The sequence below is a fragment of the Paraburkholderia ferrariae NBRC 106233 genome, from assembly GCF_000685035.1.
Classification (GTDB): Bacteria; Pseudomonadota; Gammaproteobacteria; order Burkholderiales; family Burkholderiaceae; genus Paraburkholderia; species Paraburkholderia ferrariae.
In genome coordinates this window covers 72977-98900 of record NZ_BAYB01000014.1, presented here as the reverse complement: position 1 = coordinate 98900, position 25924 = coordinate 72977, and the positions used below count along the sequence as shown (strand labels likewise).

Annotated in this window: 19 protein-coding genes; 9 read left to right on the top strand and 10 right to left on the bottom strand. The window is 66.7% G+C overall.

Going from position 1 to position 25924, the window contains the following annotated elements; all coding sequences use genetic code 11:
* Positions 1-214 precede the first annotated feature (214 nt).
* The 3 genes from BFE01S_RS39025 to BFE01S_RS17150 all read left to right on the top strand — a co-directional run bounded on the left by BFE01S_RS39025 (position 215) and on the right by BFE01S_RS17150 (position 4193).
* Entirely contained in the window at positions 215-1627 is a 1413-nt protein-coding gene (locus tag BFE01S_RS39025; RefSeq protein WP_042337852.1) for a hypothetical protein, read from the top strand.
* Positions 1624-2892 (top strand): glycosyltransferase, encoded by a 1269-nt coding sequence (locus BFE01S_RS39020; protein WP_174464458.1) that lies wholly within the window; start codon positions 1624-1626, stop codon positions 2890-2892. The genes BFE01S_RS39025 and BFE01S_RS39020 overlap by 4 nt, the downstream gene beginning before the upstream one ends.
* 71 nt (positions 2893-2963) lie before the next feature.
* Positions 2964-4193 carry a polysaccharide biosynthesis/export family protein gene (locus BFE01S_RS17150; protein ID WP_042337851.1) on the top strand — a complete coding sequence of 410 codons (1230 nt, stop codon included), beginning with the start codon at positions 2964-2966 and terminating at the stop codon, positions 4191-4193.
* Positions 4194-4199: 6 nt separating this feature from the next.
* Here the strand turns inward: BFE01S_RS17150 and BFE01S_RS39015 are convergent, their stop codons facing one another.
* Positions 4200-4904, bottom strand: a complete 705-nt coding sequence (locus BFE01S_RS39015; RefSeq protein WP_245621125.1) for an LbetaH domain-containing protein — start codon at positions 4902-4904, stop codon at positions 4200-4202.
* A 307-nt stretch (positions 4905-5211) separates the two neighbouring features.
* Here BFE01S_RS39015 and BFE01S_RS17140 point away from each other — a divergent pair, with 307 nt between their 5' ends.
* Positions 5212-5820: a hypothetical protein gene (locus BFE01S_RS17140; protein WP_028226574.1), complete on the top strand. Its 609-nt coding sequence runs from the start codon at positions 5212-5214 to the stop codon at positions 5818-5820.
* A gap of 38 nt (positions 5821-5858) precedes the next feature.
* Here BFE01S_RS17140 and BFE01S_RS17135 read toward each other — a convergent pair whose 3' ends face one another.
* The 7 genes from BFE01S_RS17135 to BFE01S_RS17105 form a co-directional block, all read right to left on the bottom strand.
* Complete coding sequence (locus BFE01S_RS17135; protein ID WP_028226573.1) at positions 5859-7208, bottom strand: glycosyltransferase WbuB; 1350 nt, start codon at positions 7206-7208, stop codon at positions 5859-5861.
* Between the two features lie 216 nt (positions 7209-7424).
* On the bottom strand, positions 7425-8387 hold the full coding sequence (locus tag BFE01S_RS17130; RefSeq protein WP_028226572.1) for a GDP-L-fucose synthase family protein: 963 nt from the start codon (positions 8385-8387) through the stop codon (positions 7425-7427).
* 5 nt (positions 8388-8392) lie between these two features.
* Positions 8393-9511: a GDP-mannose 4,6-dehydratase gene (gene gmd / locus BFE01S_RS17125; protein WP_028226571.1), complete on the bottom strand. Its 1119-nt coding sequence runs from the start codon at positions 9509-9511 to the stop codon at positions 8393-8395.
* Between the two features lie 129 nt (positions 9512-9640).
* A complete protein-coding gene (locus BFE01S_RS17120) occupies positions 9641-11866 on the bottom strand; it encodes a polysaccharide biosynthesis tyrosine autokinase (protein WP_028226570.1) in 2226 nt (741 codons plus the stop codon).
* Positions 11867-11981: 115 nt separating this feature from the next.
* On the bottom strand, positions 11982-13370 hold the full coding sequence (locus BFE01S_RS17115) for an undecaprenyl-phosphate glucose phosphotransferase (protein WP_028226569.1): 1389 nt from the start codon (positions 13368-13370) through the stop codon (positions 11982-11984).
* 44 nt (positions 13371-13414) lie between these two features.
* A complete protein-coding gene (locus BFE01S_RS17110; RefSeq protein ID WP_028226568.1) occupies positions 13415-14941 on the bottom strand; it encodes a mannose-1-phosphate guanylyltransferase/mannose-6-phosphate isomerase in 1527 nt (508 codons plus the stop codon).
* Positions 14942-15016: 75 nt separating this feature from the next.
* Positions 15017-16021, bottom strand: a complete 1005-nt coding sequence (locus BFE01S_RS17105) for a GlxA family transcriptional regulator (RefSeq protein WP_028226567.1) — start codon at positions 16019-16021, stop codon at positions 15017-15019.
* A 652-nt stretch (positions 16022-16673) separates the two neighbouring features.
* Between BFE01S_RS17105 and BFE01S_RS39010 the strand changes: the two genes are divergently transcribed.
* From BFE01S_RS39010 to BFE01S_RS39005, 3 genes are all read left to right on the top strand, one after another.
* On the top strand, positions 16674-18602 hold the full coding sequence (locus BFE01S_RS39010; RefSeq protein WP_052420914.1) for a hypothetical protein: 1929 nt from the start codon (positions 16674-16676) through the stop codon (positions 18600-18602).
* Positions 18603-18878: 276 nt separating this feature from the next.
* Positions 18879-19331 (top strand): GDP-mannose mannosyl hydrolase, encoded by a 453-nt coding sequence (locus BFE01S_RS17095; protein WP_028226566.1) that lies wholly within the window; start codon positions 18879-18881, stop codon positions 19329-19331.
* A 191-nt stretch (positions 19332-19522) separates the two neighbouring features.
* A complete protein-coding gene (locus BFE01S_RS39005; RefSeq protein ID WP_084169989.1) occupies positions 19523-20527 on the top strand; it encodes a GlxA family transcriptional regulator in 1005 nt (334 codons plus the stop codon).
* Between the two features lie 61 nt (positions 20528-20588).
* Here BFE01S_RS39005 and hmpA read toward each other — a convergent pair whose 3' ends face one another.
* On the bottom strand, positions 20589-21791 hold the full coding sequence (hmpA, locus tag BFE01S_RS17085; protein ID WP_028226565.1) for an NO-inducible flavohemoprotein: 1203 nt from the start codon (positions 21789-21791) through the stop codon (positions 20589-20591).
* Positions 21792-21994: 203 nt separating this feature from the next.
* Positions 21995-22567: a cob(I)yrinic acid a,c-diamide adenosyltransferase gene (locus tag BFE01S_RS17080; protein ID WP_028226564.1), complete on the bottom strand. Its 573-nt coding sequence runs from the start codon at positions 22565-22567 to the stop codon at positions 21995-21997.
* Positions 22568-22779: 212 nt separating this feature from the next.
* On the opposite strand from BFE01S_RS17080, the gene BFE01S_RS17075 reads away from it, so the two are divergent.
* Together BFE01S_RS17075 and BFE01S_RS17070 are read left to right on the top strand one after the other, a co-directional pair.
* Positions 22780-24195 carry an FAD-binding oxidoreductase gene (locus tag BFE01S_RS17075; protein ID WP_028226563.1) on the top strand — a complete coding sequence of 472 codons (1416 nt, stop codon included), beginning with the start codon at positions 22780-22782 and terminating at the stop codon, positions 24193-24195.
* A 123-nt stretch (positions 24196-24318) separates the two neighbouring features.
* The gene (locus BFE01S_RS17070; protein ID WP_028226562.1) at positions 24319-25812 is read left to right on the top strand and encodes an FAD-linked oxidase C-terminal domain-containing protein; all 1494 of its coding nucleotides are present in this window, start codon (positions 24319-24321) and stop codon (positions 25810-25812) included.
* Positions 25813-25924: the final 112 nt, after the last annotated feature.

The window sequence follows — 25924 nt, the reverse complement described above, 5'->3', positions numbered from 1 at the left end:
TTCTCGGACAGCCCGCAAAGGCCGCTCCCGCCAGCGTCCGGACGCACGGCGAGACGGGCCCCGCAGCGTCTCCTTATGCCTTTTGCCGCCACAACCCAGGTGCTTCGCGCCACCGCTGCCCGCCCCCGGCTTCCCGCGTTTTATAGTGAATCGAACCTTCGCATGCGGCGCGTTGCTGCGTGCGAACCGACGCACCGCACCGGGAGAACTGCCGATGCGAAACAAAACTACCGTCCTGTGGATCTGGATGTGCTTCGTGCCGCTCGCATTCGACTACAAGGCGCCCGACGCCCAGTTCGGTCACGGCGCGCAATGGGCAGTCGTCTTTCCGGCACTGGCAGGCGCCGTCGTCCTCGCGATGATCGGCCCGCGCTTCACGCGCGCGTCGCGCCTGCGCACGTTCGTGACGGGCGCAATCGTGCTGAGCATCTGCGGCAGCCTGGTCGCGCAGGTGCTGCAGCACAATCCCTTCGGCAACTATCTGCGCGTGCTGCTGCCGTTTCTGCTGTTCGGGCTCGGCTATGCGGCCATGTGCCGTCCGTGGCACCCGTATCGTCTCGGGCAGATCGAGCGCGCGCTGTACTACGCGAACGTGATCGGGCTCGTGTTCACCTTCTTCTTCGGCCTGATGGCCGTGGGCGGTCCGCTCTCGGACATCCGCTTTCGGATCGTCTCGCCCACCATGCTCGCACTGCAAGGCATGCTGCTGCATCAGTTCATCGTCGCGCGGCGCTTTTCCCCGGCGATGGTGGCGGTGTTCATCGGCACGCTCGTGGTCGAACTGCTGAGCGTCACGCGCAGCCTCCTGCTCGCCACCGTGCTGCTCGCGCTCTTCGCCGCGTGGCTCGCGGCGCCTTCGCTGCGCCACATGCTGCGCGCGATCACGCGCGTCACCGCGGCGCTGCTGTGCGTCGCCGCGCTCGGCGCCGGCACTGCCTGGCTCTTTCCGTCCATCACCAACCACTGGACGCAGCGCATCGACGCCGCGCAAAACAGCGACTCCGACCGCGATCCGACCACCGTCACGCGGATCGCCGAAATCCGCGATCAGTACGACCAGGTGAGCGCCTCGGCGGAGTCGCTGCTGTTCGGCAAGGGCTATGGCCACGAGTACCGCTACTCGCCGATCTACTACCCCTATGTGCAGGAAACCTTCAGCAAGGAGGATTACTTCGCGATCAGCGACTGGGTGGCCGGCCATAACTTCTGGGTGTACCAGTTCTACGCCGAAGGCCTCGTGTTCGGGGCCTGCATGCCGCTCGCGGTGATCGTCGCGCTCGTGTGGGGCGGCACCGCGTTCCGGCGCTGGCACCGCATCGCTCCGCGCGAGCCGCTGCTGATGCCGCTCAGCATGGCGCTCCTCGTGCTCGCCGCCCTGCCGGGCGCCTCGATCGGCGGCAACCCGCTCGGGCCGCGCTTCTCGGGCCTCGTCTACGGGATCGCGCTCGGCCTCGTGGTGTCGCTGTATGCGCGGCTGCACTACCGGCTGGACCTCGCACGCCGGCGCGAACCCCTCGAACCCATTCTGCGCGAACCCTTCGTGCGGCCCCCCATCGAGCCGACCTTCCGGCCACCGGCGCCCGCAGCGGCGCCGCTCAACACGTACGCGACCCCGGAGCCCCGATGAAGATCCTGCACCTCGTTTCGACCGTCGATCCGCGCTCGGGCGGCCCGATCGAAGGCGTGCGCCAGAGCGGCCTCGCCATGGCGGCATCGGGCCATCAGATCGAAGTGGCAACGCTCGACCCCATCGACGTCCCCTACGTGCGCGATTTCCCGCTGCCGCTGCACGTGCTGGGCCCCGCGCACGGCCACTACGGCTATTGCCCCGACTACGTGCCGTGGCTGCGCGCGCACGCGGTGCGCTTCGACGCGGTGATCGTCCACGGGCTATGGCAGTACCACGGCTATGGCGCGTGGTGCGCCCTGCGCAAGATGGACGTGCCCTACTACGTGTACGCGCACGGCATGCTCGACCCGTGGTTCCGCCTCACCTATCCGCTCAAGCATCTGAAGAAGTGGGCCTACTGGCCGTGGGCCGAATACCGTGTGCTGCGCGACGCGGCCGCCGTGATCTTCACGACCGACGAGGAACGCCTGCTCGCGCGCGAATCGTTCTGGCTCTACCGCGCGAACGAACGCGTCGTGCCGTTCGGCACCAACGCGCCGCGCGACGAGCCCGAGATGCTGCGCGCAGCGTTCCTGCGCGCCTCGCCGCATCTGCAGAACAAGCGCATCGTGCTCTTTCTCGGGCGCCTTCATCCGAAGAAAGGCTGCGACATGCTGGTGCGCGCCTTTGCCGAACATGCGCGCGAAACGCCCGACGCCCATCTGCTGATGGCCGGCCCCGACCAGGGCAACTGGCAGAGCGCCTTGCAGGCCGTTGCGCAGTCGCACGGCATCGCGCACCGCATCAGCTGGCCGGGCATGCTGCAAGGCAATCTCAAGTGGGGCGCGTTCTACGCGAGCGACGTGTTCGTGCTGCCCTCGCATCAGGAGAACTTCGGCGTTTCGGTGGCCGAAGCGCTGGCGTGCGGGCTGCCCGTGCTGGTCTCGGACAAGGTGAACGTGTGGCGCGAGATCGAATCGGACGGCGCGGGCATCGTCGCACCGGATACGGTGGCGGGCACGCAGCGCCTGCTCGCCACGTGGCGGGCGCTCGACGAGACCGCGCGCGACGCCATGCGCACCCAGGCGCGCAAAACCTTCGAGGCGCGCTTTGCGATGGACGGCATGGTGAGAGCGCTCACCGCCTTGCTGCACGAGCAGCCGGCAGGTGCCGCGCAAGCTTCGGCATCGGCCGCGCCGGGGGCGCGTTCCCGTGCGGGACTGGCAATGCGCATCGAGCCTGCGTCGGAGCAGCCGGAGCACACGGCGTCGGTGCGCAATTGAGGATAACTGAGGAAAACCGAAGCAACCGGAGCGATCCGGCACAGCCGACCTGAAACTGAAGGGGCAAGGCCATGTTACACAGCGTATCTGTTGGTTCGAGCGCAGCAAGGGCACGCCGCGCGGGTGCCGTCACCGCGGCAACGGCGGCGATGGCGGCCGCGGTGGTCGTGGTGGCCATGACGGCGCTGCTCGCGGGCTGCGGGATGGCGCCGGGCATGGCGTATACGCCGCCCAGCGTGTCGGAGGCGAAGGCCGCGAGCGACAAGGCCCATGCCCCGGGCACCGTGGCAACGGACGACCAGCCGCCCGCCGGCGCGCTCGTCGAGATCGACAACAGCCTGATCGCGAAGGAGCAGGCGGCGCGGCCCACCTCGGTGCCGACCGACGTCGAGAAGCTCTTCGGCGAGCCGTCGCCCTATACGCTCGGGCCCGGCGACGTGCTGAGCATCGTCGTGTGGGACCACCCCGAAATGAACCTGCCCACCACGACCCCGATGGCCGGCCAGCAGGACCAGAGCACGAGCCAGGTGATCTCGGGCTATACGGTCGATTCGGCGGGCGTGATCCAGGTGGCTTACGTCGGGCCGATCCACGTGGCCGGCCTGACCGAACTGCAGGCGCGCGACCTCGTGGCGGACAAGCTCGGCTACTACCTGCACAACCCGCAGGTGACGCTCAGGATCGAAGCCTACCGCAGCCGCCGGGTGTATCTGGACGGCGAAGTGCGCACGCCCGGCCTCCTCGTGCTCAACGACATGACGATGTCGCTGCCCGAAGCGATCAACCGCGCGGGCGGCTTCACGGCGGCGGGCGACCGTTCGCGGGTGAGCATCACGCGCGGCAAGCAGACGGTGTTCGTAAACATTCCGGACATGATCAAGAAAGGCGTGAACCCGGACAACATCATTTTGCAAAACGGCGACCTGGTGCGCGTCTATTCGCAAAACGACAGCAAGGTGTACGTGCTGGGCGAAGTGGGACACCCGGGCAGCGTCGTGCTCAACAACGGGCGTCTCACGCTGAACGAGGCGCTCGGCTCGGCGGGCGGCATCAGCCAGGGGTCGGGCGACGCTTCGCAGGTCTACGTCGTGCGCGGGCAGGCGGAAGGCCACCGCACGGTGTTCCATCTGAACGCATCGTCGCCGGAAGCCATGGCCACGGCCGACGAGTTCGAACTGAAGCCGAGCGACGTGGTGTTCGTGGATGCTTCGGCGCTGGTCAAGTGGAGCCGGGTCGTGAGCCTGATCCTGCCGGGCACGGAGGCCGCCGAAGCGGGCCGCGTGGTCAGCTACGGTTATTAGGACTATTCACGATTGGTGCGTCTCGAAGCGCCAGCGGATGAAGCGGCAGGGATTGCCGCCATACACGCCGCCCGCTTCGAGCGAGCGATGCACGACCGAAAGCGGCGTGACGACGGCCGAGCGCCCGATCGTCACGCCCATCTGCACGACGCATTTCGACGAGACCCACGCGCCGTCCTCGATCACGATGGGGGCGACGCGCAGATCCATGTTCGTGCGCATGTCGTGCGAGCCGGCGCTCAGAAACGCGCCTTGCGAAAGACACACGTTCGAGCCGATCCGGATGGGCGCCTGGTTGTAGATCCAGACATCCACGCCGATCCAGCAGCGCTCGCCGAGTTCGAGGTTCCAGGGCGCCTTCACGCGCATGGGATGCACGAGGCGGCAGCCGCTGCCCACCTTCGCGCCAAAGAGCCTCAGCAAGGCCACGCGCAGCCCCGAGAAGGGCAGCAGCCGGTTGTCGAGTACACAGACCTCCACCACGTACCAGAGCGCCTGTACGAGCTTTCCGCGGCGCGCCGCGTAGTTGCCCTTGCCGGCCCGGCTCAGGTCGATCACGGGGATGTCCGCACAGGCGGGCGGGAGCGCCGATGCGCGCGCGCCCGCGGCGGGCGCCTGGGGCGCCGCCTCGCCTTCCCTCTCGCGTTCCCTTTCCCTGCCAGCCAGCCCGGCAACGCCTGGGCCGCCGATGCTTTCGACTGCTTCCGACATGAGCGCTCCCTTGCACGTTCTTGTCCCGCAGGCGCGGCGACACGACTGCGGGTAACGGTGCCATCCGACTCGATTATCCGGCGCGCCCCCCGGCGCTTCGCACGGATGGCCGACACGGCCGGTGTTTTGGCGCGGCCAGGCGGCGCCGTGTGCGCACCATGAAGGCATCGCTGCGCGAGGATTCGCGGCGCAATGTTGCGAGCGAACGTCGAATGAACGTCGAATGCGCATCGAAGAAGCATCGCATGCCAGGTTTCGAATCATGTCCATGACCGCTACTGAGCCCCGGCCCGCCAGGCTGCCGTGCATGGCACGCAGCGCGGCGCCGTATGCGCTCGCCGCTGCGCTGCAGGTCACGTGCTGCATATGGCCGCTTGCCGCGCATGCACAGCAAGATGCGCCGCCCACCTCGTCCGCGTCTTCGGACGACCGGGGCGGCACCGATCAGGACGAACAGAACGGCACGGGCGCCCCGACGACACACCGCGTGCAGTCCGACGAGGACCGCATGCTCGGCGGTCCTTCAGAGCAGGACAATCCGTATGGCGGCGGCGCGTACAGCAGCGACGGCGCCTCGCCAGCCGCGCAGGAAGACGCACTGACGAAGGAAACGCGCATGCGCATCATCAGTCCGTCCGATTTTTATGCGGCGAGCGGTGCGTCGGGAACCCGCACGCGCGCCGGGAGTGCGGCGGGGAGCATGGGAAGCAGCGCCGCTGGAACCGCCACGAACGGCATACGCCGCAGCCTGGGACACGCAGCGGCAGTCAAGAACGCGCAATCGGACAGCGACAGTACGAAAGCCGCCTACGACTACGGCGCGAGTGCAACCTCACCTACCGCGCCCGTTTATGGCAACCCGTACACCGGGCCGCAACACTCGGCTGCTGCGCAGTTGTACCGTTCGCCCTGGTAGGTGCGCCGGTCCGGCCTGAACGCCGTCCTCGCAAGCCCTCACACGTCCGACTGCTCCGCCTCGCGCAATCGCGATTGGCTCGTGCTGGCGCGATCCGGTGCTGCGGTGCCCTCGGCCGCGCTTTGCAGCGCCTGCGCCGCGGCGTGGGCTTCGGCTGCGGTGCCCGCGAGCATGGCCAGCCTCGCATCGAACGCAGCAAAGATCGCCTCCGGCGAAAGCCGCTGCTGCGCATAGCGGCGCGCGGCGGCGCCCAGCGCCGCGCGCCGCTCCGGATCGGCGGCCAGTTCGACGATGGCGGCCGCGAGCGCATCGCGGTCCTCGGGCGGCACCACGATCCCGGTTTCGGCCACGACATCGCTGAGGCTCGTGCCGGGCCGCGCCATGGCGACCACCGCGCGGCCGCTCGCGAGCATGCCGGTCAGCTTCGACGGCATCACCAGGTCCGCTGCATCGTTGCGTTGCGGCAGTACGTGGATGTCGGCAACGTTGAGGAGTTCGTTCAATTCTTCGGCGGGTTGCAGCGGGAGCACGTGGCAGTTCGCAAGCGACGCGCAGCGCGCGAGGAGTTCGTGTTTCGCGGCGCCGTCGCCGCAGAACACGAAGCTGATATCGGGCCGCCCTGCCAATGCCGCCGCCGCATCCGCGAGAATCTCGATGCCCTGCTTCGCGCCCATGCTCCCGGAGTACAGCACGACGGTGTTACCCGGCGCAATGCCGAGCCGCCGGCGGTACGCACTGGGCACCCGCAGGGGATAGATGGCCTTCGTATCGACCCAGTTCGGCAAACAAGCCGTGCGCGACGCATCGACGCCCTTGTCGATCGCCCGCTCCACCATGCGCGGCGAGATCGAGGAGACCACATCGAAGCGGCGCAGGAGCAGGCGTTCCGTGCCGTTCGCCACGCGCGCGCCACGCGACGCGCCGCCGCCTTGCAGCAGGCCGAGGCCAAACGCGGCATCCACTTCGAAGTCCTGAATATGCAGCCACGCTTTGGCGCCCGTCGCACGCGCGAGCGCCAGCGCGCCCGGTGCGCACAGGAGCGTGGGCACGATCAGCATCACCACCTGCGGCCGCCAGAAGGCTTCCCGAACGAGCAGCGGCAGCGAAGAAAGCGCGAAACTCGCCAGATGCACGATCCGCGTGAGCCCGCGCGGCCGCGCGGGCACCCACAGCGGCGCGCGCGAAACCGGCACACCGCGCCAGTTTTCGCGCCGATACTGCCAGGCCCGGTAGCCCTCCTGCACGCGCCACTGCGGGTAGTACGGGGGCGCGCAAACCATGCGCACCTCATGTCCCCGCGCTGCGAGCAGCTCCGCCATTTCGGACGTGTACTTGCCGACGCCCGCCACCTCCGGCGCGTAGTTCAATCCGTAGATCAGGATTCTCATCGCTGGACTCTTGTCGAATTGCCGCACGGAAGGCCTGGCCGGCTTGCGTTGCCCTGCGTCGTCGCCCGTCGTACGCATGGCTGCAAGCCGGCCGCGCCGGCAGAAAAAAAGCGAGCGCCGTCCAGCCGGTCCTCTCCCGACGCCCGCCGCCAACAAACCGCTTGCCCTGTGGGCACCTTGAACCCGCGAGCCATCGAGCGCCCGGTTGCGCAGGCTTCACGCTCTCACGGCCGCCTCGCGGGCCGGCACCGCATGCGACGAGTGGAGAAAATCGTCGTAGGTGCGCGCGAGCCCCTCGCCGAGGCCCACATGCGCGTGCCAGCCCAACCCGCCCAGGCGCGAGACGTCGAGCAGCTTGCGCGGCGTGCCGTCGGGCTTGCTCGAATCGAACACCAGTTCGCCGCCGAAGCCCACGACCTCGCACACGCGCTCGGCCAGTTCGCGGATCGACAGGTCCTCGCCCACGCCCACGTTGTAGACGCCGTCGTCCACCTCGTGTTCGAGCAGGAAGAGCGTCGCATCGGCGAGGTCGTCCACATGCATGAACTCGCGGCGCGGCCGGCCCGAGCCCCAGACCGTGAGCGTGCGCGCACCGCTCACGCGCGCCTCGTGGGCCTTGCGAAGCAGCGCGGGCAACACATGGCCGCTCGCGAGGTCGTAGTTGTCGTTGGGACCGTAGAGATTGGTCGGCATCAGCGAGACGAAATGCGTGCCGTACTGCTTGTTGTACGCCTCGCACAGCTTCAGGCCCGCGATCTTCGCGATCGCATAGGCTTCGTTGGTCGGCTCCAGCGGCGCCGTGAGCAAGTAGGATTCGCGGATCGGCTGCGGACACTCGCGCGGATAAATACACGACGAGCCGAAGAAGACGAGCCGCGCAACACCTGCGCGATACGCGGCACGAATCACGTTGGTTTCGATCGCGAGGTTGTCGTAAGCGAATTGCGCGGGCTGCGTCGCGTTCGCCATGATGCCGCCTACGCGCGCCGCCGCGAGCAGCACGGCGTCGATCTTCTCGTGCCCGAAGAAGTCGTCCACGGCGTGCTGGTCGGTCAGATCGAGCTCCACGTGCGTTCGCGTCACGAGGTTCCAGTAGCCGTGCGCCTGAAGCGCGCGCACGAGCGACGAGCCCACCATGCCGCGGTGGCCGGCAACAAAGATGCGGGAATTCGTATCCATGTTCTTCACTCGTGATGTTCGAGGGCCTTGAAACCGGCCAGCGTGACCAACGCGTCGCGACGGGCAATCTGATAGTCCGCCCGCACCATTTCCCTCACGAGCGTGTGAAACGAGGTTGCCGGCTTCCAGCCGAGTTTCTGCTGCGCCTTCGAAGCGTCGCCGAGCAAGGTCTCGACCTCGGTCGGCCGGAAGTAGCGCGGATCGACGCGCACGATCACGTTGCCGGGTTCGAGGCGCGTCTCGCGCCCTTCCACCTGCTCCACGATGCCCACCTCGTCGAGGCCGCTGCCTTCGAAGCGCACGGTTACGCCTAGCTCGGCCGCCGCCACGCGCACGAAGTCGCGCACGCTGTACTGCACGCCGGTGGCGATCACGTAGTCTTCGGGTGCGTCCTGCTGGAGCATGCGCCACTGCATATCGACGTAATCGCGCGCATGGCCCCAGTCGCGCAGCGCGGAGAGATTGCCGAGGTACAAATCCTTCTGCAGCCCCACCGCAATGCGCGCAATCGCGCGCGTGATCTTGCGCGTGACGAAGGTCTCGCCGCGCTGCGGCGACTCGTGGTTGAAGAGAATCCCGTTGCACGCGTACATGCCGTACGCCTCGCGGTAGTTGACCGTGGTCCAGTACGCGAACAGCTTCGCAACGGCATAGGGGCTGCGCGGATAGAACGGCGTGGTCTCGCGCTGCGGGACCTCCTGCACGAGCCCGTAGAGTTCGGAGGTGGAGGCCTGGTAGAAGCGCGTCTTCTTCGCGAGGTCCAGAATGCGGATCGCCTCCAGAATCCGCAGCGTGCCGAGGCCGTCCGCGTTCGCGGTGTACTCGGGCTCTTCGAACGAAACCGCCACGTGGCTTTGCGCGGCGAGGTTGTAGATCTCGTCGGGCGCCACGCGCTGGATCACGCGCAGAAGCGCCGTCGAATCGGTGAGTTCGCCGTGGTGCAACTGGATGCCCGGTTCCGGGTCGTGCACGTCGCGATAGAGGTGATCGATCCGGTCGGTGTTGAAAAGCGAGGAACGCCGCTTGATGCCGTGCACCTCGTAGCCCTTTTCCAATAGCAGTTCCGCCAGATACGAACCGTCCTGCCCGGTGATGCCGGTAATCAAAGCAACCTTACGAGCCATCGTTCTCTCCTCGCGCGTAGCGAAATGGATTCGGCGGTGTCGCCGTCCGCCCGGTGTTGGCCTTGCGTTGGCCTTGTGTTGGCCTTGTGTTGTCGCGTTTCGGCCCGAGGCGGACGGCACGTCCTCGTACTACCCTGCAATGCTTTCGTATCCGTAGTAACCGCCGCGATAGCCGCCGCCGATGAACGCGCCGGTCTTCGGCACATCGGTAAGCAGCACGCCGCGCAGGTTCACGCCGCCGATGCGCAGGCGCTTCACCGTTTCCTCGAGCTCCGAGAGCGGGTGGCGGCCATGGCGGATCGCAAGCAGCGTCGTGCCCGCATAGCGTCCGATCACGGTCGAATCGGTCACCGCGAGCACCGGCGGCGTATCGACGATCACGACGTCGTATTTCGCCTTTAGCTCTTCGAGCAGCGCCTCGAAGCGCGAACTCATCAGGAGTTCGGAGGGATGCGAGTGCAGCGTACCCTTCGCGAGCACGTCGAGACCCGGCAGCACGTCGCGCTGGATCGCCGAATTCAGGTCGGCGCCCAGCAGCACGTCCGAGAGCCCCGGCTGATGCGGAATGCCGAAGTGCGAATGCACGTCGCCGCGCCGCATGTCGCCATCGACAATCAGCACGCGCTTGTTCACCGAAGCGACGAGCGCCGAGAGATTGACCGAGAGAAACGATTTGCCGATGTCGGGCCGCGAGCCGGTGAGCATCACGATGTTGTTGCTCGCTTCGCTCAGCGAGAGTTGCAGCGAGGTGCGCAGGCTGCGCACGCCCTCCACCGCCACGTCCTGCGGCGCCTGCTGCGCAAGCACGTGCAACCCGCGCCGGCGCGCCGAAACATGATGTTGCAGGCGCAACTGCTGCGGGCTGCGCGGCACCACGGCGAAAACCGGCACGCCGAGCGCGGCTTCGAGCTCGTCGGGACGCTCCACGCCGCCATACAGCGACTTGCGCACGATCGCGGCGATGATGCCCACCACCAGCCCGGCGCCGATGGACAGCGCGATCACGAGCAGGCGCTTCGGGCGCACCGGGTCGTCGGGCGCCTGGGCGTAATCGACAATGCGCACGTCGCCCACCTGCCCCGCCTTCGCGACACGCAGTTGCTGCGCGCTGTTCAGAAGGCTCGTGTACAGCTCCGTGTCCACGTGCACATCGCGCAGCAGGCGCACCGCGGTCTGCTCGGTATCGGGCAGCGAGGCGACGTTGCGCGTGAGCGTGGCCTGCTCGCCCTGCAGGTTCGCGATCTGCGCGTCGAGCGCGGCCACTGCGGGGTGGTGTTCGGTGAAGCGCTGCGAGAGCTCGGCGCGCTGCTGTTGCAGATCTTCGAGCCGCGTCTTGTTGTCCACCACCTGTTGAAGCAGCAAGCGGCTTTCTTCGCCCAGATCGACCGTGCCGTGCTCGTTGCGGAACTTGTTGTAGCGCTGCTCGGCCGCGTCGAGTTGCGCGCGGGCCTGCGGCAACTGGTCGTCGAGGAAGGCCAGCATGTGCTCGGCTTCCGCCGAACGGCTTTCCACGTCCTGCGCGATGAACTCGCGCGCCATGTTGTTCAGGATCTCCGCGGTGAGCTTGCTGTCGTGGCCTTCGAGGCTCGCGAGTATCACGTCGGACTGCAGCCCCACTTCGGAGACGTCGAGCGAGCGCTGCAGCCGCTCGACGGTCGTGAGCGTGGACGCGCGCGTGAGCGCGAACGGCGTGCCGGGCGCGCCGCTCAGGCGGTCCACGTGCAGCGCGATCGGTCCATCCGCGGTGTTCGCCGTCACGTCCTCGCCCACGCGGCCCTGCAGAATCGCAATGCCGTCCGGATCGCGCAGCACGTATGAGCCGTCGGCGCCCGAGACCAGCGTGAACGCGCGCTCGTAAAGCGCCTCCGGCGTATCGAAGCGCGATACCGCGATCTCGCCGCCGCTCCACGCATAACCGGCTGGCGTGAGGAAGGACGGCAGCTTCACCCCCCAGTTGCCGTTCACGAGCCCCGCCATCAGGCCGCCGACGAGCGGCATCTCGCGCGGATGCGCCGCGATGTCGAGATGCAGGCGGCGCACGGTTTCCTCGGTGACGAGACGGGACTTGAGCATCTCGATCTCGCCGTTGGCCGAGGTCTTCGTGTCGAACATGCCGGTGAGCGGCGGCAGGCTGTTGTCCTTCTTGCTCGTGTCGGACTTCTCCATGACATGGAACAGCACGTCGGCACGATAAGTCTTCGGGGCAAGGAATGCATAGGTGGTGCCGAGCAGCGCGAACGCGAGCGTCACGTAAGCGATCGTGCGCCAGTTCGCGACCAGCGTCTGCAGATACTCGCCCAGAAACCGTTCGTCGGCGCCCGCCATGGCGTAGCCGCTGTCATAGTTGATCGCCATCTTCGCTCTCCCTCAAGCTGGTGAAGCGGCTCATGTCGCCTCATGTAGCGGCCTAAACCCGCGCCCGCGAGCGGCGGGTCCACTGCTTCGCGCCCGGACGATGCCGTGCGCACGCTCAGTAGGCGTTGGGACTGACGAGACCGTGGGCGATGGTGGCCGCGATGATGCGCATGTCGAGCCAGAACGACCAGTGGCCGAGGTAATACAGGTCGTGCGCGACGCGCAACTCCATCTTTTCGAGGCGGTCGGTCTCGCCGCGAAAGCCGTTGATCTGCGCCCAGCCGGTAATGCCGGGCTTGATGCGGTAGCGGTGGATGTAGCCCGTCACCACGCGCTGGTAGAGATCGTCGTGTTCGAGCGCGTGCGGACGCGGCCCGACCACCGACATGTCGCCGCGCAGCACGTTGTAGAACTGCGGTAGTTCGTCGAGGCTCGTGCGGCGCAGAAAGGCGCCGACGCGGGTCACGCGCGGATCGCCGCGCGTGGCCTGGCTGACTTTGCCCGGCGCTTCGGCATGCAGGCGCATCGTGCGGAACTTGTAGATGGTGAACACGCGGCCGTCCGCGCCCTTGCGGCGCTGCTTGAAGAGCACCGGCCCCGGCGAGGACAGCTTCACCGCAATCGAAATCGCGAACAGGATCGGCACGAGGCTCACGAGCGCGGCGCTCGCGAAGACACGGTCGAATACCGCCTTCTTGAACTGGGCGCTGGCCGTCAACGGCGAGGCGACGAGATTGATCGCCGGCACACCTAACAATTCGATCACGCTGCTGGTGTCGAAGAGCGCGAGCGAGCGCACGTCGGGAATGAAACGGATGTTCACGAGGTCGTTGCGGAATTCGGTCACGAGCCGCGCCACCGTGCGTTCGTCGGCGAGCGACAAGGCCAGCCAGAGTTCGTGCACGTCGTAGTCGCGGATGTATTGCGCAAAGCCTTCGATGGTTTCGCGGGTCGCGGTGCGGGCGGCGCTGGCCGGCAACATGTCCGGCTTCGTGCTGTAGAGCACGCTCGCACGAAAGCCCGCGCCCGGGTCCGCGTCGATGCGGCGCACGATTTCGTCGCACTGCGTGGACGAGCCGGCAATGGCGACCTGATGCAGGTTGTGACCGGCGCGCCGTACGTGTGCGAGCACGCCGTGCGCGCCGATGCGCCAGGCGATGAGGAGGCCGCCGGCAATGGCGGTCCAGTAGGCGAACCAGAGGCGGGAAACCAGATCCACGTGATGCATGGTCGAGTACATGGCGATCAGCGCGCAGCCCTGCACCACGAGCCATGCGAGCGATACCTGGCTTGCCAGCAGCACCTTGGAGCGGCCGCGCCACGACTGATAGAGCTCGAACGCCGGAAAAATGACGAGCGCAAACGCGGCGGCGAGCAGGACGAACGCCTCGTCGATCCCGTGCGGTGCGATGTCGTCGAAGCGGATCTCCGACGCGACGCTCGCGCCGAGCATTACGGCGGACACGTCCAGCACCCTCGCTATCAGATTTTGTAGTTCGCGCATGACTGTCACCCTGCCGCCCGCTTCAGGCCGTTCTTTTCGGCTGCTCAGTTGCAGCGGCCGTACGTGTCGTCGAAACGAACGATATCGTCCTCGCCCAGGTACGCCCCCGATTGCACCTCGATGATCTCGAGCGGAACCTTGCCCGGATTTTCCAGCCTGTGGCGCACACCGAGCGGAATATAGGTCGATTCGTTCTCGGTCAACAGAAAGGATTCCTCACCACGTGTGACGAGCGCGGTGCCGCGCACGACCGTCCAGTGCTCGGCGCGATGGTGATGCAGTTGCAGCGAGAGCCGGGCGCCCGGCGTCACGACAATGCGCTTGACCTGAAAACGCTCGCCCTGGTCGATCGAATCGTAGAAGCCCCAGGGACGCTGCACCTTGCGGTGCGATTCGGCCTCGGGCGCATGCTGTGCCTTGATGCGCGCCACCAGCCCCTTCACGTCCTGCACTTTCGAGCGATCCGCCACGAGTACCGCGTCGGCGGTTTCGACGACCACCAGATTCGAGGTGCCCACGCACGCCACGAGGCGACCGTCCGAGTGCGCATAGCAGGCCACGGCGCCTTCGAACAGCACGCGCCCGCGCCCCACGTTGCCGGCTTCGTCTTTTTCCATCGCGGCCCAGACGGCGTCCCACGAACCGAGGTCGGACCATCCTGCATCGAGCGCGACGACCACGCCTTCGGACGTCCAGCCGCTGCTGCCCGAGAGCCGCTCCATCACCGCGTAGTCGATCGAGTCCGCGGGCGAACCCTTGAATGCCGCCGCGGCTGGCCGGAACACGGCGCCGTCCTGCTCGCCGTCCACGAACGCAGCAAGGCAGGCCGCGTGCATGTCGGGCTGCAACGTGCGCAGCGCGTCGAGCCACACGCTCGCGCGCATCACGAAGATGCCGCTGTTCCACCAGTAGCCGCCCTGCGCGATATATTGGGTGGCAAGTTCGAGGGCGGGCTTTTCGACGAATCCGCCGATGCGATGCGCACCGTCGCCAAGCGGCTCGCCGACACGGATGTAGCCGAAGCCCGTCTCGGGCGAGCGCGGCGGCACGCCCAGCGTGACGATCGCACCGCGCTGCGCGTGGCGGGCCGCGCATTCGAGCGCACGCTGCAAGGCGTCGATATCCGCAATGGCGTGGTCGGAAGGCATCACGACGAGGATCGCATCGTCGCCGTTGGCGCAGGCATGCGCCGCGGCAAGCGTGAGGGCCGGCGCCGTATCGCGCCGCGCCGGCTCGACCACGAGCCGGGCTTCCACGCCGCTCGCACGCAACTGCTCGGCAATGACGAAGCGGTGCTCCTCTCCGCATACGACGACAGGCGCACCCGCTACCTGCCACTCGGGGGCAAACCCGTCGAGCCGCCGGACCGTGGCCTGCAGCAGCGTGTCGGAACCCACCACGCCAATTAGCTGTTTGGGGAAATGCTCGCGGGACATCGGCCACAGCCGCGTACCGGACCCGCCCGCCAGCACGACCGGCACGATACGCGTGCAGGCCGACGCCTTGGCCCCTTCCTGTTCCGCCGCACGCGGGAGCGGATCTTGTGGCGGTAACGCAGATTTTTCAATCATGTTAGCACTCCTTCATATCGCGACAGATCGCCTGTCTTTCGATACACGACCCCCAGGTCCTGCGAAGCGGCGCCCTCAGGCGCCGGCTTCGCGCCGGCTTTGCTCGCGATACTCGGTGGGTGAAATCATCATGCGCTTGCGGAAGATCTTGGCAAGGCGGTCGCCATTGCCCATGCCGGTGCGGCGCGCGATCTTGTCCACTGGCAATTCCGAATCGGCCAGCAGACTGCACGTAATCGCGAGGCGCGCGTGCAGGAGGTAATCCGAAGGCGTAATGCCCATCTCCAGTTTGAAACGGCGCAGAAAATTACGCTCGCTCATCGCGGCGACCTGCGCGGCGTCCGCGATCGAAATGGCACGCTGGCAGTTTTCCTGCAGCCAGCGCGCGGCAGCCCGCACCTTGTCGGCCGGTGCGCTGCCCAGCGCGTCGCCCAGAAACGGCATCAGGTTGCCGCCCGAGTCGGGCATCAGCCGTTCGGTCACCGCGCGCGCCACATCGACACCCAGGTCGCGCTTGACGAGAGTCAGCGCACTTTTCATCGATTCGAGCCGGTCGCCGGAGTCGCCAACGGCATCCTCGCGCCCGTTGGGCATGCCGGCCATTCCGTAAGTGCCGAATTCGCGCGGCACGCGCTGGCCGCAAAGACTCGCGGCCTCCAGCAGCGAACGTCCTTCGCCGATCGGGCGGATCGTGCCGGTATTCGCATGCACATGACGAAGCCACGCGATCAGGCGCTCGTCGTTGGCGGCCGCGAAAGCGCCCTTGCCACCTGCTACAAACAGCGCGTCGAAGCCGACGTAGTGACGCGCATCAAGTCCGTCCGTCCAGACCCTGACCGATGACGAGCATGTGACATTGCCGCCATCGGCGGAAAGAATGCTTACGTCATAGGGAAAACGGCGATCTGTGTCCGACGAAAGTTCATTGGCCATATGAAAGACTTCGGCCACGATTCCTGCCCCAAGCAGCGAACAACCGTCGAACAAGAGAATTGCGATATGACGAATCTCCCGACTAATGCCCGCGGTGACGAGATGCGGGTGAGTGAACGATGGCAAATCCAGACTTGCGTACGCCATGCTTTTCCCCTAAACGTCCCCCGTCCAAAGTGAAAAGTCCTGGTAATAGCATTCCGTGTGCAGTGCATCATATGCGTATAAAATCCGGCGTAGCGACGACTGACCGAAACTGCCGAGACATTGGCGCATTCAGTCCGGTCGCGGACCATTTTGAAGCACGCACGTTACGGTTTGCACCAAAAAGCAATTGATTGAAAACCGCAAATCATTCGATTACTTTGATGAGACAAAACTGCCCGTCGATACGGCCCGATCAGTATTTTCGGCTTTAATACGATGAATTCCGGACTGCCTTTCGATCAGTGCATTTTTTTCAGGATGAAAGAAGAAACGGATGATAGGGAAGGGAGAAAACGGCGCCCCCATTCGTCTGATCAAAAGACGTTAAAGCAGGTTTAAGCGCCGTTCCGGTGCGCGCAATACAGATATTAAATCTCCTAAAGGAATTTTGCATCGCACAAAATCAAATAAGGTATGCATGCGTTTATAAGAATGGCCGCATGCGCGCGCACGGGGAGTCGCGGGGAATCGCACGCACCCGGCAGGCCTGGCATTGCCTGGCATTGCGCGAAAAGACTGGACCCTGGCGCGACGCGAAGGCCGAAAACTACTAGTCTGGCCTTTTCATCCTCTCGTAACCGTAACCGCGCCGATGATTCCGCCCGCCACCGTTGCTTCCGCATCGAAGCCCCGGGGCAGCGCTCGCCTCGCGTTCGCTGCGCGCGCGGCCGGCGTGCTGCTCGCGTCGCTGCTTGCCTCGGCCCCTTGCCACGCCGCCGACGACGCCGTCTGCCATAACGCGGCGAGCCGCGACGGCGCAGGCGCCGGCGACTCGCCCATTTCGGCCGACACGCCGGGCAGCGACGGCACGCGCCTCTTCCCGCATGGCCGCAGCGTACGCATCGAAGTCGTCACGCGAACCCATGCCGACGACAAGGTGCAATGGCAGATCGCCGATACCTGGAGCCGCCCGCAAGCGAGCGGCAGCTTCCCGGTGACAGCCGGTGCGCACGTCACGTCGCTCACCTGCACGATACCGCAGGCCGGCTATTTCGCGTTCTCGGCCTCGCTCGCTTCGCAGCCGGCGGCAACGCTGCCCCAGCGCGGCACGCGCCCGGTGGGCATTGCCACCTTCGGCGTGCTGCCCGATGTTTCGCCCGCCCTGCCGCCGCCGGCTTTCGCACGCCAGGATCTGCACCGCTTCGGCGGCCAGGGCACCGCCTACCTCGCGCCCGGGCAGCACTGCTGCGGCGGCGACGGCTTCCGCCCGCTCTATACCGATCTCGGTCTCGCGTGGGCCAACGACAACCGCAACTGGTACATCGAAGAGCCGAAAGGCCCGAACACGTTCGAGCCCGCCACCGCCGAACTCGCAAGCGGGTTTCGCCCCGGCGACATCATGCGGCTGATCCTGCTGGACGGCATTCCGTCGTGGGCGAGCCCGAACGGCCAGGACACGCACAGCTACGCGCCCGTCTCCGAAGCAGCATTGCACGACTATATGACGCGCGTGGGTACCGACTCGGCACGCGTGCGTGCGAAGATTTTTCCGCGCCAGTCGCGCAACTATTACCAGGTCACGTGGGAACCCGATCCGGACGGCGGCCTGCCCTGGCGCGATACCGACGCCCATTTCGTCGATCTCTATCGATCGGTCTGGGAGGGCATTCATGCCACCGATCCCAACGCGGTCGTGATGGGACTCACCTATTCAGGTGTGGGCGACAATACGAAGTGGCTCAAACATTTCGCACAACTAGGCATTACGCACTATCTCGACGGCGTGACCATTCACGGCTATTACGACTTCGGCACGAGCCCCTCGCACCCTCCCGAGCGGCTCGTCAATGCGCCGGGCAATACGCCCGGGCTGCCCGAAGCCATGCGCGATCTGCGCGCGACGATGCGCGACCTGCTCAAACCCGGCGCGCCCTTGTTCGTGACGGAGACCGGCATCAGCTACGACATCGGCAGCGCCTACGGTCCGCACTATCCCGATGCGCAAACGCTCTACGCACAGGGCGCGGTCGTGGCGCGCACGCATCTGATCCTGCTCGGCGAGGGTGCCAACGTCACATTCGTCTTCTATGGCGCGGACATGCCGGAGACCACGCCGGGCTATGGTCTCTTCTTCGAACTCGACCATCCGCAGGGGGCGTATGGGTCGTCGAACATCAGCCCGAAGCCGGCCGCGCTCGCGGTCGCGGCCATGACACGCCTGATCGATGGGACAGCTACGCTCGGCCCGCTGCGCGGCACGCCGCCAGGGGTCTACGCGTATGCATTCGCGCGGCCCGACGGCAAGGTCATCACCGCGCTATGGAGCCACGACAACGCGCACTGGAGCGCGAAGACCGGCTTCGACGCCACGCGCGCCACAAGCTGGACGCTGCCCGTGGACGCTCGCGGCCGCTCGGGCGAGGTCAGCGTGTTCGACATGATGGGCAACGAGACCCAAACGGCCTACAAGGACGGGTCGCTGCCGCTCAACCTGACAGAATCGCCAGTTTATGTCGTCTCGGGCAACGCGGCCGTCATCAAGGCCAACGCCATCACGCCGGCAGGCTACGTCGCGCCGTAAGACCTCTTCGGCTCGCGCCGTCCCCTCGCAGCGTCGCCCCGAGGCCCCATCACTATAGGCTCCCACCGCCGCCATGCCCCATCGCAGCGCACATCTTGGCCCATGACAGCGAGACTTAGGCGGCTCAGGACAGTGCGGTGCAATATCGCACGGCCTAGACTGCACATGAACGCGCAAGCTGCTTCGTGCGCCGTTTTTCGCGTACACCGCGTGCGTCGTGTGATTCGCGTCCGCGCCGCGGGCCACCTTTTCTCCCTGCCACGAACGGGCCCGCCCATGCTGTCGCCCACGGAATTTCTCGACGTCGTGCGGCTCGCGCCACTCGTCGCGATCGACCTGATCGTCGAGGACGCCGATGGCCGCGTGCTGGTCGGCCGGCGGCGCAACCGGCCCGCGCGCGGCAGCTGGTTCGTGCCGGGCGGGCGCATTCTCAAGGACGAGCGTCTGGACAGCGCGTTCACCCGCATCGTCGAAACCGAGCTCGGCATCGCCGCCGTGCAGCGGACGGCGGCGCGCTTTTGCGGCGTGTACGAGCACCTGTATCCCGACAACTTCGCCGCCGAGAACGGCATCGGCACGCACTATGTCGTGCTGGCCTACGCCTTGACGCTGGACAGCACCGTGCCGGTGGGCCGCTTCGACCAGCATTCCCAATATGCATGGCTCGCACCGGAAGAGCTGCTCGCGCGCGACGACGTGCATGAGAACGCGAAGAACTACTTCCGCTAGCGCGATGACCGTTCGGCAGCGCGCATATCGAGCCAATCTGCCAACTTCTCGGCATTTTCCGACTGAGCCGCCTGCCGCTCGCAACGTGCGGCCTATGATGAAGCGCACAGGCGAGATACGTGCGTATGCCCTGGACCTCATGGCGAACGTCACGGACTCCTGCAAATCCATTCCTGCGCGAGGAACCGGCCATGCACATCGATAGGGTGGTCTGCCGGCAAGCTGCCTTCCTGCCGCGCGGCGTTCACTTCAAGTTCGGACCCGTGGCCAAGCGCATCGGCATTCTGGTTTTCGACGGCTTCCCGATCGGGGATGTGAGCCTGCTTGCCGACGTGTTTCGTCTCGCCAACGACGCCAGCATTGGCGCACCGCCCCCCTACTCGGTCGCGATGCTTTCCGAAGCGGGCGGCAGCGTGAGCAGCAGCTGCGCGCTGCGCATCTGGACAGAAAGCCTTTACGGGCCGTTGCGCAGCGGCTTCGATACCCTTTTCATCGCCGGCGGCCCCGGCGCCAGCGACGCCCGCGACAACGCGCGGCTCATCGCGCGCCTGCAGACGCTCGCACCGAAGGTGCGGGTGATCCGCGCGCTGGGCGAAGGGCGCGCGCTGCTCGTCGCCGCGGACGTGTCGTTCCTGCGCATGGGCCTGAACACCGCCGCCTCGGCGCAGCGTCTGCGCCGTGCGCTCGAAGCGCGTCACGCGAGCGCTTCCGTGGTCGCGCCGCCCGAGGCGCTCGTCGCGGCGCTCAAGGTCGTCAAGCGCAATCACGGAGACGCGCTGGCCCAGCGCGTCTCCGAAGGCTCGATGCCGGGCGCGTGGCGACGCCTCGGCCCGATGCTCGACGACGGCGAGGCGGACAGCGCCAATGGCAAGATCGGCCTCGCCGCGCACTGGCTGCGCGAGAACTACCACCAGCCGGTCTCGGTAGCGGATGCGGCACGGGTCGCGCAGATGAGCATGCGAAACTTCCTGCGCCACTTCAAGATGCATACGGGCCTCACGCCCTCCGAGTACCTGCTGCGCGCGCGGCTCGACGCGAGCTGCCTGCTGCTCGCGCAGACCAACCTGCCGATCAGCGAGATCGCGCAACGCTGCGGCGTGCCGCGCGGCGAGCGGCTCGCGCGCATCTTCCGGCGCCGGCTGTCGATATCGCCATCGGGCTATCGTGCCGTGAACCGGCGCGGGCCGGGCGAGTAAGGACTCGTCTGCGCCGAAGCGGCACGCGCGGCGAGGCACGTACGCGTTGGTCCCGCGTGAGTTACAGCATGCCGGAGCCGAAGATCTCCGTGTGAATCCGCGCTTCGTCGACGCCGCGCGCGAGCAACGCGTCGCGCTGTTCGCGCATGAATGCAACCGGACCGCAGAGGTAGTAATCGGCGTCGGGCAGCAACACGGCCTCTTCGATGCGGCCGATGTCGATACGGCCTTCGAAGTCGTAGTCGATGCCGGCGCGATCGCTCGCGTCCACGCGCTCGTAGAACACCGCGTGCTTCAGGTTCGGATGCTCGGCAGCGGTGCGGCGCAGCCAGTCGCGGAAGGCATGCACGCGCGCGTCGCGGCACGCATGGACGAAGGTCACGGCGCGTTCGCTGCGCGCCGCCAGCAGCGTGGCAAGCATCGACACCATCGGCGTAATGCCCACGCCGCCGCTCATCAGCACGACCGGTGTGGTCTTGCCGCGATCGAGCGTGAACTCGCCCATCGGCGCGCTCACGTGAACGATCGCCCCTTCTTCGACGCCATCGTGCATCAGGTTCGAGACGTGGCCCGGCTGCACCTCGTCACGGCCCGTTTCGCGCTTGACCGAGATGCGCAGCCAGCGGCCATGTGGTGCATCCGAGAGACTGTACTGACGCGGTTGATCGACGCCGAGACGCTCGACGAAACGCGTGACGCTCACATATTGCCCCGGCTCAAAGCCGCCCGCCGGGGCGCCGTCGGCGGGTGCAAGATAGAACGAAGTGATTTCGGCGCTCTCCACCTGCTTGCGGATCACCTTGAAGGGCCGCAGGCCGCTCCACGGCGCAGCGTCATACAGCTTCGCTTCCGCACCGATCAGGATCTGCGCAAGCTGCCCGTAGGCGACGGTCCAGGCGTCGAGCGTGGGCTGATCGACCGCGTCGCCCAGCACATCGACGACCGCGCCCAGCAGATGGCGCCCCACGATCGGATAGTGCTCGGGACGGATATTGAGGCTCGCGTGCTTGTGCGCGATGTGCGCGACCGCATCGCCCAGCACGCCCAGATTGTCGATGTTCGCCGCGTAGGCATAGACGGCGCGCGCCAGCGTTTCGGGCTGGCTGCCGCTTTGCTGATGCGTCTGGTTGAAGAGGTTCTTGAGTTCCGGGTGCGCATTGAACATGCGCTTGTAAAAGTGCGTCGTGATGGTGGCGCCATGTTCGGCGAACACGGGGGCCGTGGCCTTGACGAGGGCCATCTGTTGGGGAGTCAGCGCAGTCATTCGGGTTCTCCGGCTTAAAGATGCACAAACAATACATCTTTGAGCCGGAGAACCTGCCCAGGCATTTTGTCGCACCGGGTGGGACGGTATTCTGGCCCCTGGTGCGGGCTGCCACGTCGGCGCCGCCGGGCCGGTGCTTGCATGGGCCTCGTGCGGGGGATTCGGGGCACTTCCTTCGTCACCGGCGCGCGGTCAGGGCTCCTTTACTGCGCCTTTGCCCCGCGCTCGTGCCGCCAGTACACGTCGTCGCCGCCGTTCGCCCGGTTGAGGACGCGGGCAAGCACGAACAGCAGATCCGACAGGCGATTCACGTAGCGCCTCGGCGTTTCGGCCAGCGCCTCGCCGGGCGCCACCGACGCCCCCAGCGCCACCACGGCACGTTCCGCGCGCCGGCAGACGGTACGGCACACGTGCGCGAGCGCGGCCGCGCGCGAGCCGCCCGGCAGGATGAACTCCTTGAGCGGCGGCAGTGTTGCGTTGTAGTGGGCCAGCCAGTCGTCGAGCTGGGCCAGATGGGCATCGGTCATGACCGTCTGCCCCGGCATGCACAGCTCGCCGCCCAGATCGAAGAGGTCGTGCTGAATGGCCGTGAGCGCCGCGCGCACGTCGTCGGGCAAAGTCTCGCAAAGCAGCACGCCGATCTGGGAATTCAGCTCGTCCACGTCGCCGATGGCCGCAATGCGCAAACCGTCCTTGCGCACGCGGCTGCCGTCGCCAAGACCGGTCGTGCCGTCGTCGCCCGTGCGCGTGACGATTCTGCTCAGCCGATTGCCCATGATGTGTCCTCCTGAAGCGGGTCTGTCGCGCACCAGCGGCGCGTGCGCCTCATTATAGGTTTGATGCAACGCAGCAAAACCGGGCAAAAAAGTTACGCAGGCAGCGCAGGCGCGGCCCAGGTGCGGCTTCCCCGGGGCCGCGCGCCCCGCTGCCATCCTTCAGCGTAAAATGGGCCGCACAGCACGACATGCCTACATGAAGGAGACCCCGCGTGAATCACCCCGCGCCGCCGACTGTCACCCGCCGCCCGTTTCCCCCGGAACTCCTCGACCATCTGGAGCGCGCGTTCGGCGAGCGCGTCTCCACCTCCGAAGCCGTGCGCGCCCATCATGGCCGCGACGAGTCGCGCTTCGATCCGCAATTGCCCGACGCCGTCGTCTACGCGCAGAGCGCCGCCGAGGTCCAGGCCATCGTGAAGCTGTGCGCGCAATATGGCGTACCCATCATTCCCTATGGCAATGGGTCGTCGCTCGAAGGCCACCTGCTGGCCGTGCAGGGCGGCGTCTCGATCGATCTTTCGCAGATGAACCGCGTGCTCTCGATCAACGCCGAGGACCTCACCGCCACCGTCGAGCCCGGCATCTCGCGCAAGGCGCTCAACGAGGCGCTGCGCGACACCGGCCTCTTCTTCCCGATCGATCCGGGTGCGGATGCAAGCATCGGCGGCATGTCCGCAACGCGCGCTTCGGGCACCAACGCCGTGCGCTACGGCACCATGCGCGAGAACGTGCTCGGCCTCACCGCGGTACTGGCCGACGGCCGCGTCATCAAGACCGGCACGCGTGCGCGCAAGTCTTCGGCGGGCTATGACCTCACGCGGCTCTTCGTGGGCTCCGAGGGAACGCTCGGCGTGATCACCGAGATCACCGTGCGCCTCTATCCCCAGCCGGAAGCGGTCTCGGCCGCCGTCTGCACGTTTCATTCGATGGCCGAAGCCGTGCGGACCGTGATCGAGACGATCCAGATGGGCGTGCCGATCGCACGCGTGGAATTCATCGATTCGCTCGCCGTGCGCGCGATCAACCGCCATTCGAACCTCACGCTGCGCGAAGCGCCCACGCTCTTCTTCGAGTTCCACGGCACCGAAGCGGGTGTGCAGGAACAGGCGCAGCTCGTGCAGGAACTCGCCGCGCAAAACGGCGGCGAAGGCTTCGAATGGGCGACGCGCCCCGAAGACCGTAGCCGCCTGTGGAACGCGCGCCACAACGCGTATTTCGCCATGCTGCAGTTGAGGCCCGGCTGCCGGGCGGTGACGACGGACGTCTGCGTGCCCATTTCGCGCCTCGCCGAGTGCGTGGTCGAAACGGAAGCGGATCTCAAGGCGTCGCCCTTGCCCTGCCCGATCGTCGGGCACGTGGGCGACGGCAATTTCCACGTGGCCATGCTGATCGACGCGGGCAAGCCCGAGGAGATCGAAGAAGCGGAGCGCCTGAACCGCCGCATCGTCGAACGCGCGCTGGCCATGGACGGCACCTGCACGGGCGAGCATGGCGTGGGGCTGCACAAGATGGACTTCCTCGTGGAAGAACACGGCGCCGATACCGTCGATACGATGCGCGCGATCAAGCACGCCCTCGATCCGCACAACCTCATGAATCCGGGCAAGATCTTTTCGTGGGCGGCATGAGCGTATTGCCGGGACGTGATACACGCGGCGCACGCGCGCCGGCCGCCAACCCGGCGGCCTGAAGCGCGCCGCCCGCCCACACCGACGCAGTATCCCAACCAGCGCAGACGAGCGGGAGGACACATGAACGCACCGGCCGAGATGTCGCCGGAAGTGCTTGCGCAGCGCCAGCGCGAAGTGGTGCAGGCCTTGATGGCGGTACTGCCTGCGCACTGCCTGCTGCATCGGGAAGAAGATACTGTCGCCTACGAGTGCGACGGCCTCGCCGCTTACCGGCGCCTGCCGCTCGCGGTCGCGCTGCCCGAAACCGAATCGCAGGTCCAGCGCATCGTGCAGATCTGCCGCCGCCTCGACGTGCCGATCGTGCCGCGCGGCGCGGGCACGGGCCTCTCCGGCGGCGCCATGCCGATCCGGCACGGGATCGTGCTGTCGCTCGCCCGCTTTCGCCGCATTCTCGAAGTCGATCCCTACGCGCGCACTGCCACGGTTCAGCCAGGCGTGCGCAATCTCGCCGTATCCGAAGCGGCCGCGCCCTTTGGCCTCTACTACGCGCCCGACCCGTCCTCGCAGATCGCCTGCACGATCGGCGGCAATGTGTCCGAGAATTCGGGTGGCGTGCATTGCCTCAAGTACGGCCTCACCGTGCATAACGTCCTGCGCGTGCGCGCCGTGACAATGGACGGCGAGGTCGTCGAGTTCGGCTCGCTCGCGCCCGATACACCGGGCCTCGATCTGCTTGCCGTGATGATCGGCAGCGAAGGCATGTTCGCGATCGTGACCGAAGTCACCGTCAAGCTGATCCCGCGACCGCAGACCGCCCAGGTCATCATGGCGAGCTTCGACGACGTGGTGAAAGGCGGCGACGCCGTAGCGGGCATCATCGCGGCGGGCATCATTCCGGCCGGCCTCGAAATGATGGACAAGCCGGCGACGCAAGCCGTGGAAGAGTTCGTGAAGGCGGGCTACGACCTCGATGCCGCCGCCATCCTGCTGTGCGAGTCCGACGGCACGCCCGAGGAGGTGGCCGACGAGATCGCGCGCACGGTGCTCGTGCTGCGCGAGCACGGTGCGACGCGCATCCAGATCTCGCGCACCGAGGAAGAGCGGCTGCGCTTCTGGTCCGGGCGCAAGAACGCATTTCCGGCCGCGGGCCGCATCTCGCCCGACTACTACTGCATGGACGGCACCGTGCCGCGCCGCAGCATCGGCCCCCTGCTCGCGCGCATTCACGAGATGGAGGCGCTTTACCGGCTGCGCTGCATCAACGTGTTCCACGCGGGCGACGGCAACATGCACCCGCTCATTCTCTTCAACGGCAACGATCTCGACGAATGGCACCGCGCCGAGGCCTTCGGCGCCGATATTCTCGAAACCTGCGTCGAGTTCGGCGGCACGGTGACGGGCGAGCACGGCGTGGGCATCGAGAAAATCAACTCGATGTGCGTGCAGTTCTCGCCGCAGGAGCGCGATGCGTTCCACGCGGTGAAACGCGCGTTCGACCCCTCCGGCCTCCTCAACCCCGACAAGGGCATCCCCACCCGGGCCCGCTGCGCCGAGTACGGCAAGATGCACGTGCGCGGCAACCTGCTGCCCCACCCCGAGCTGCCGCGCTTCTGATCGCTTCTGGATGCTTCCGGGCTTTATCGGCGCGCCCCGGCGAATCCTCCGCCCGGGGCGCGATACGGGTCCGCTCCGGGTTGCCAGCAAGGAGCCGGCCGGTACAATCGAG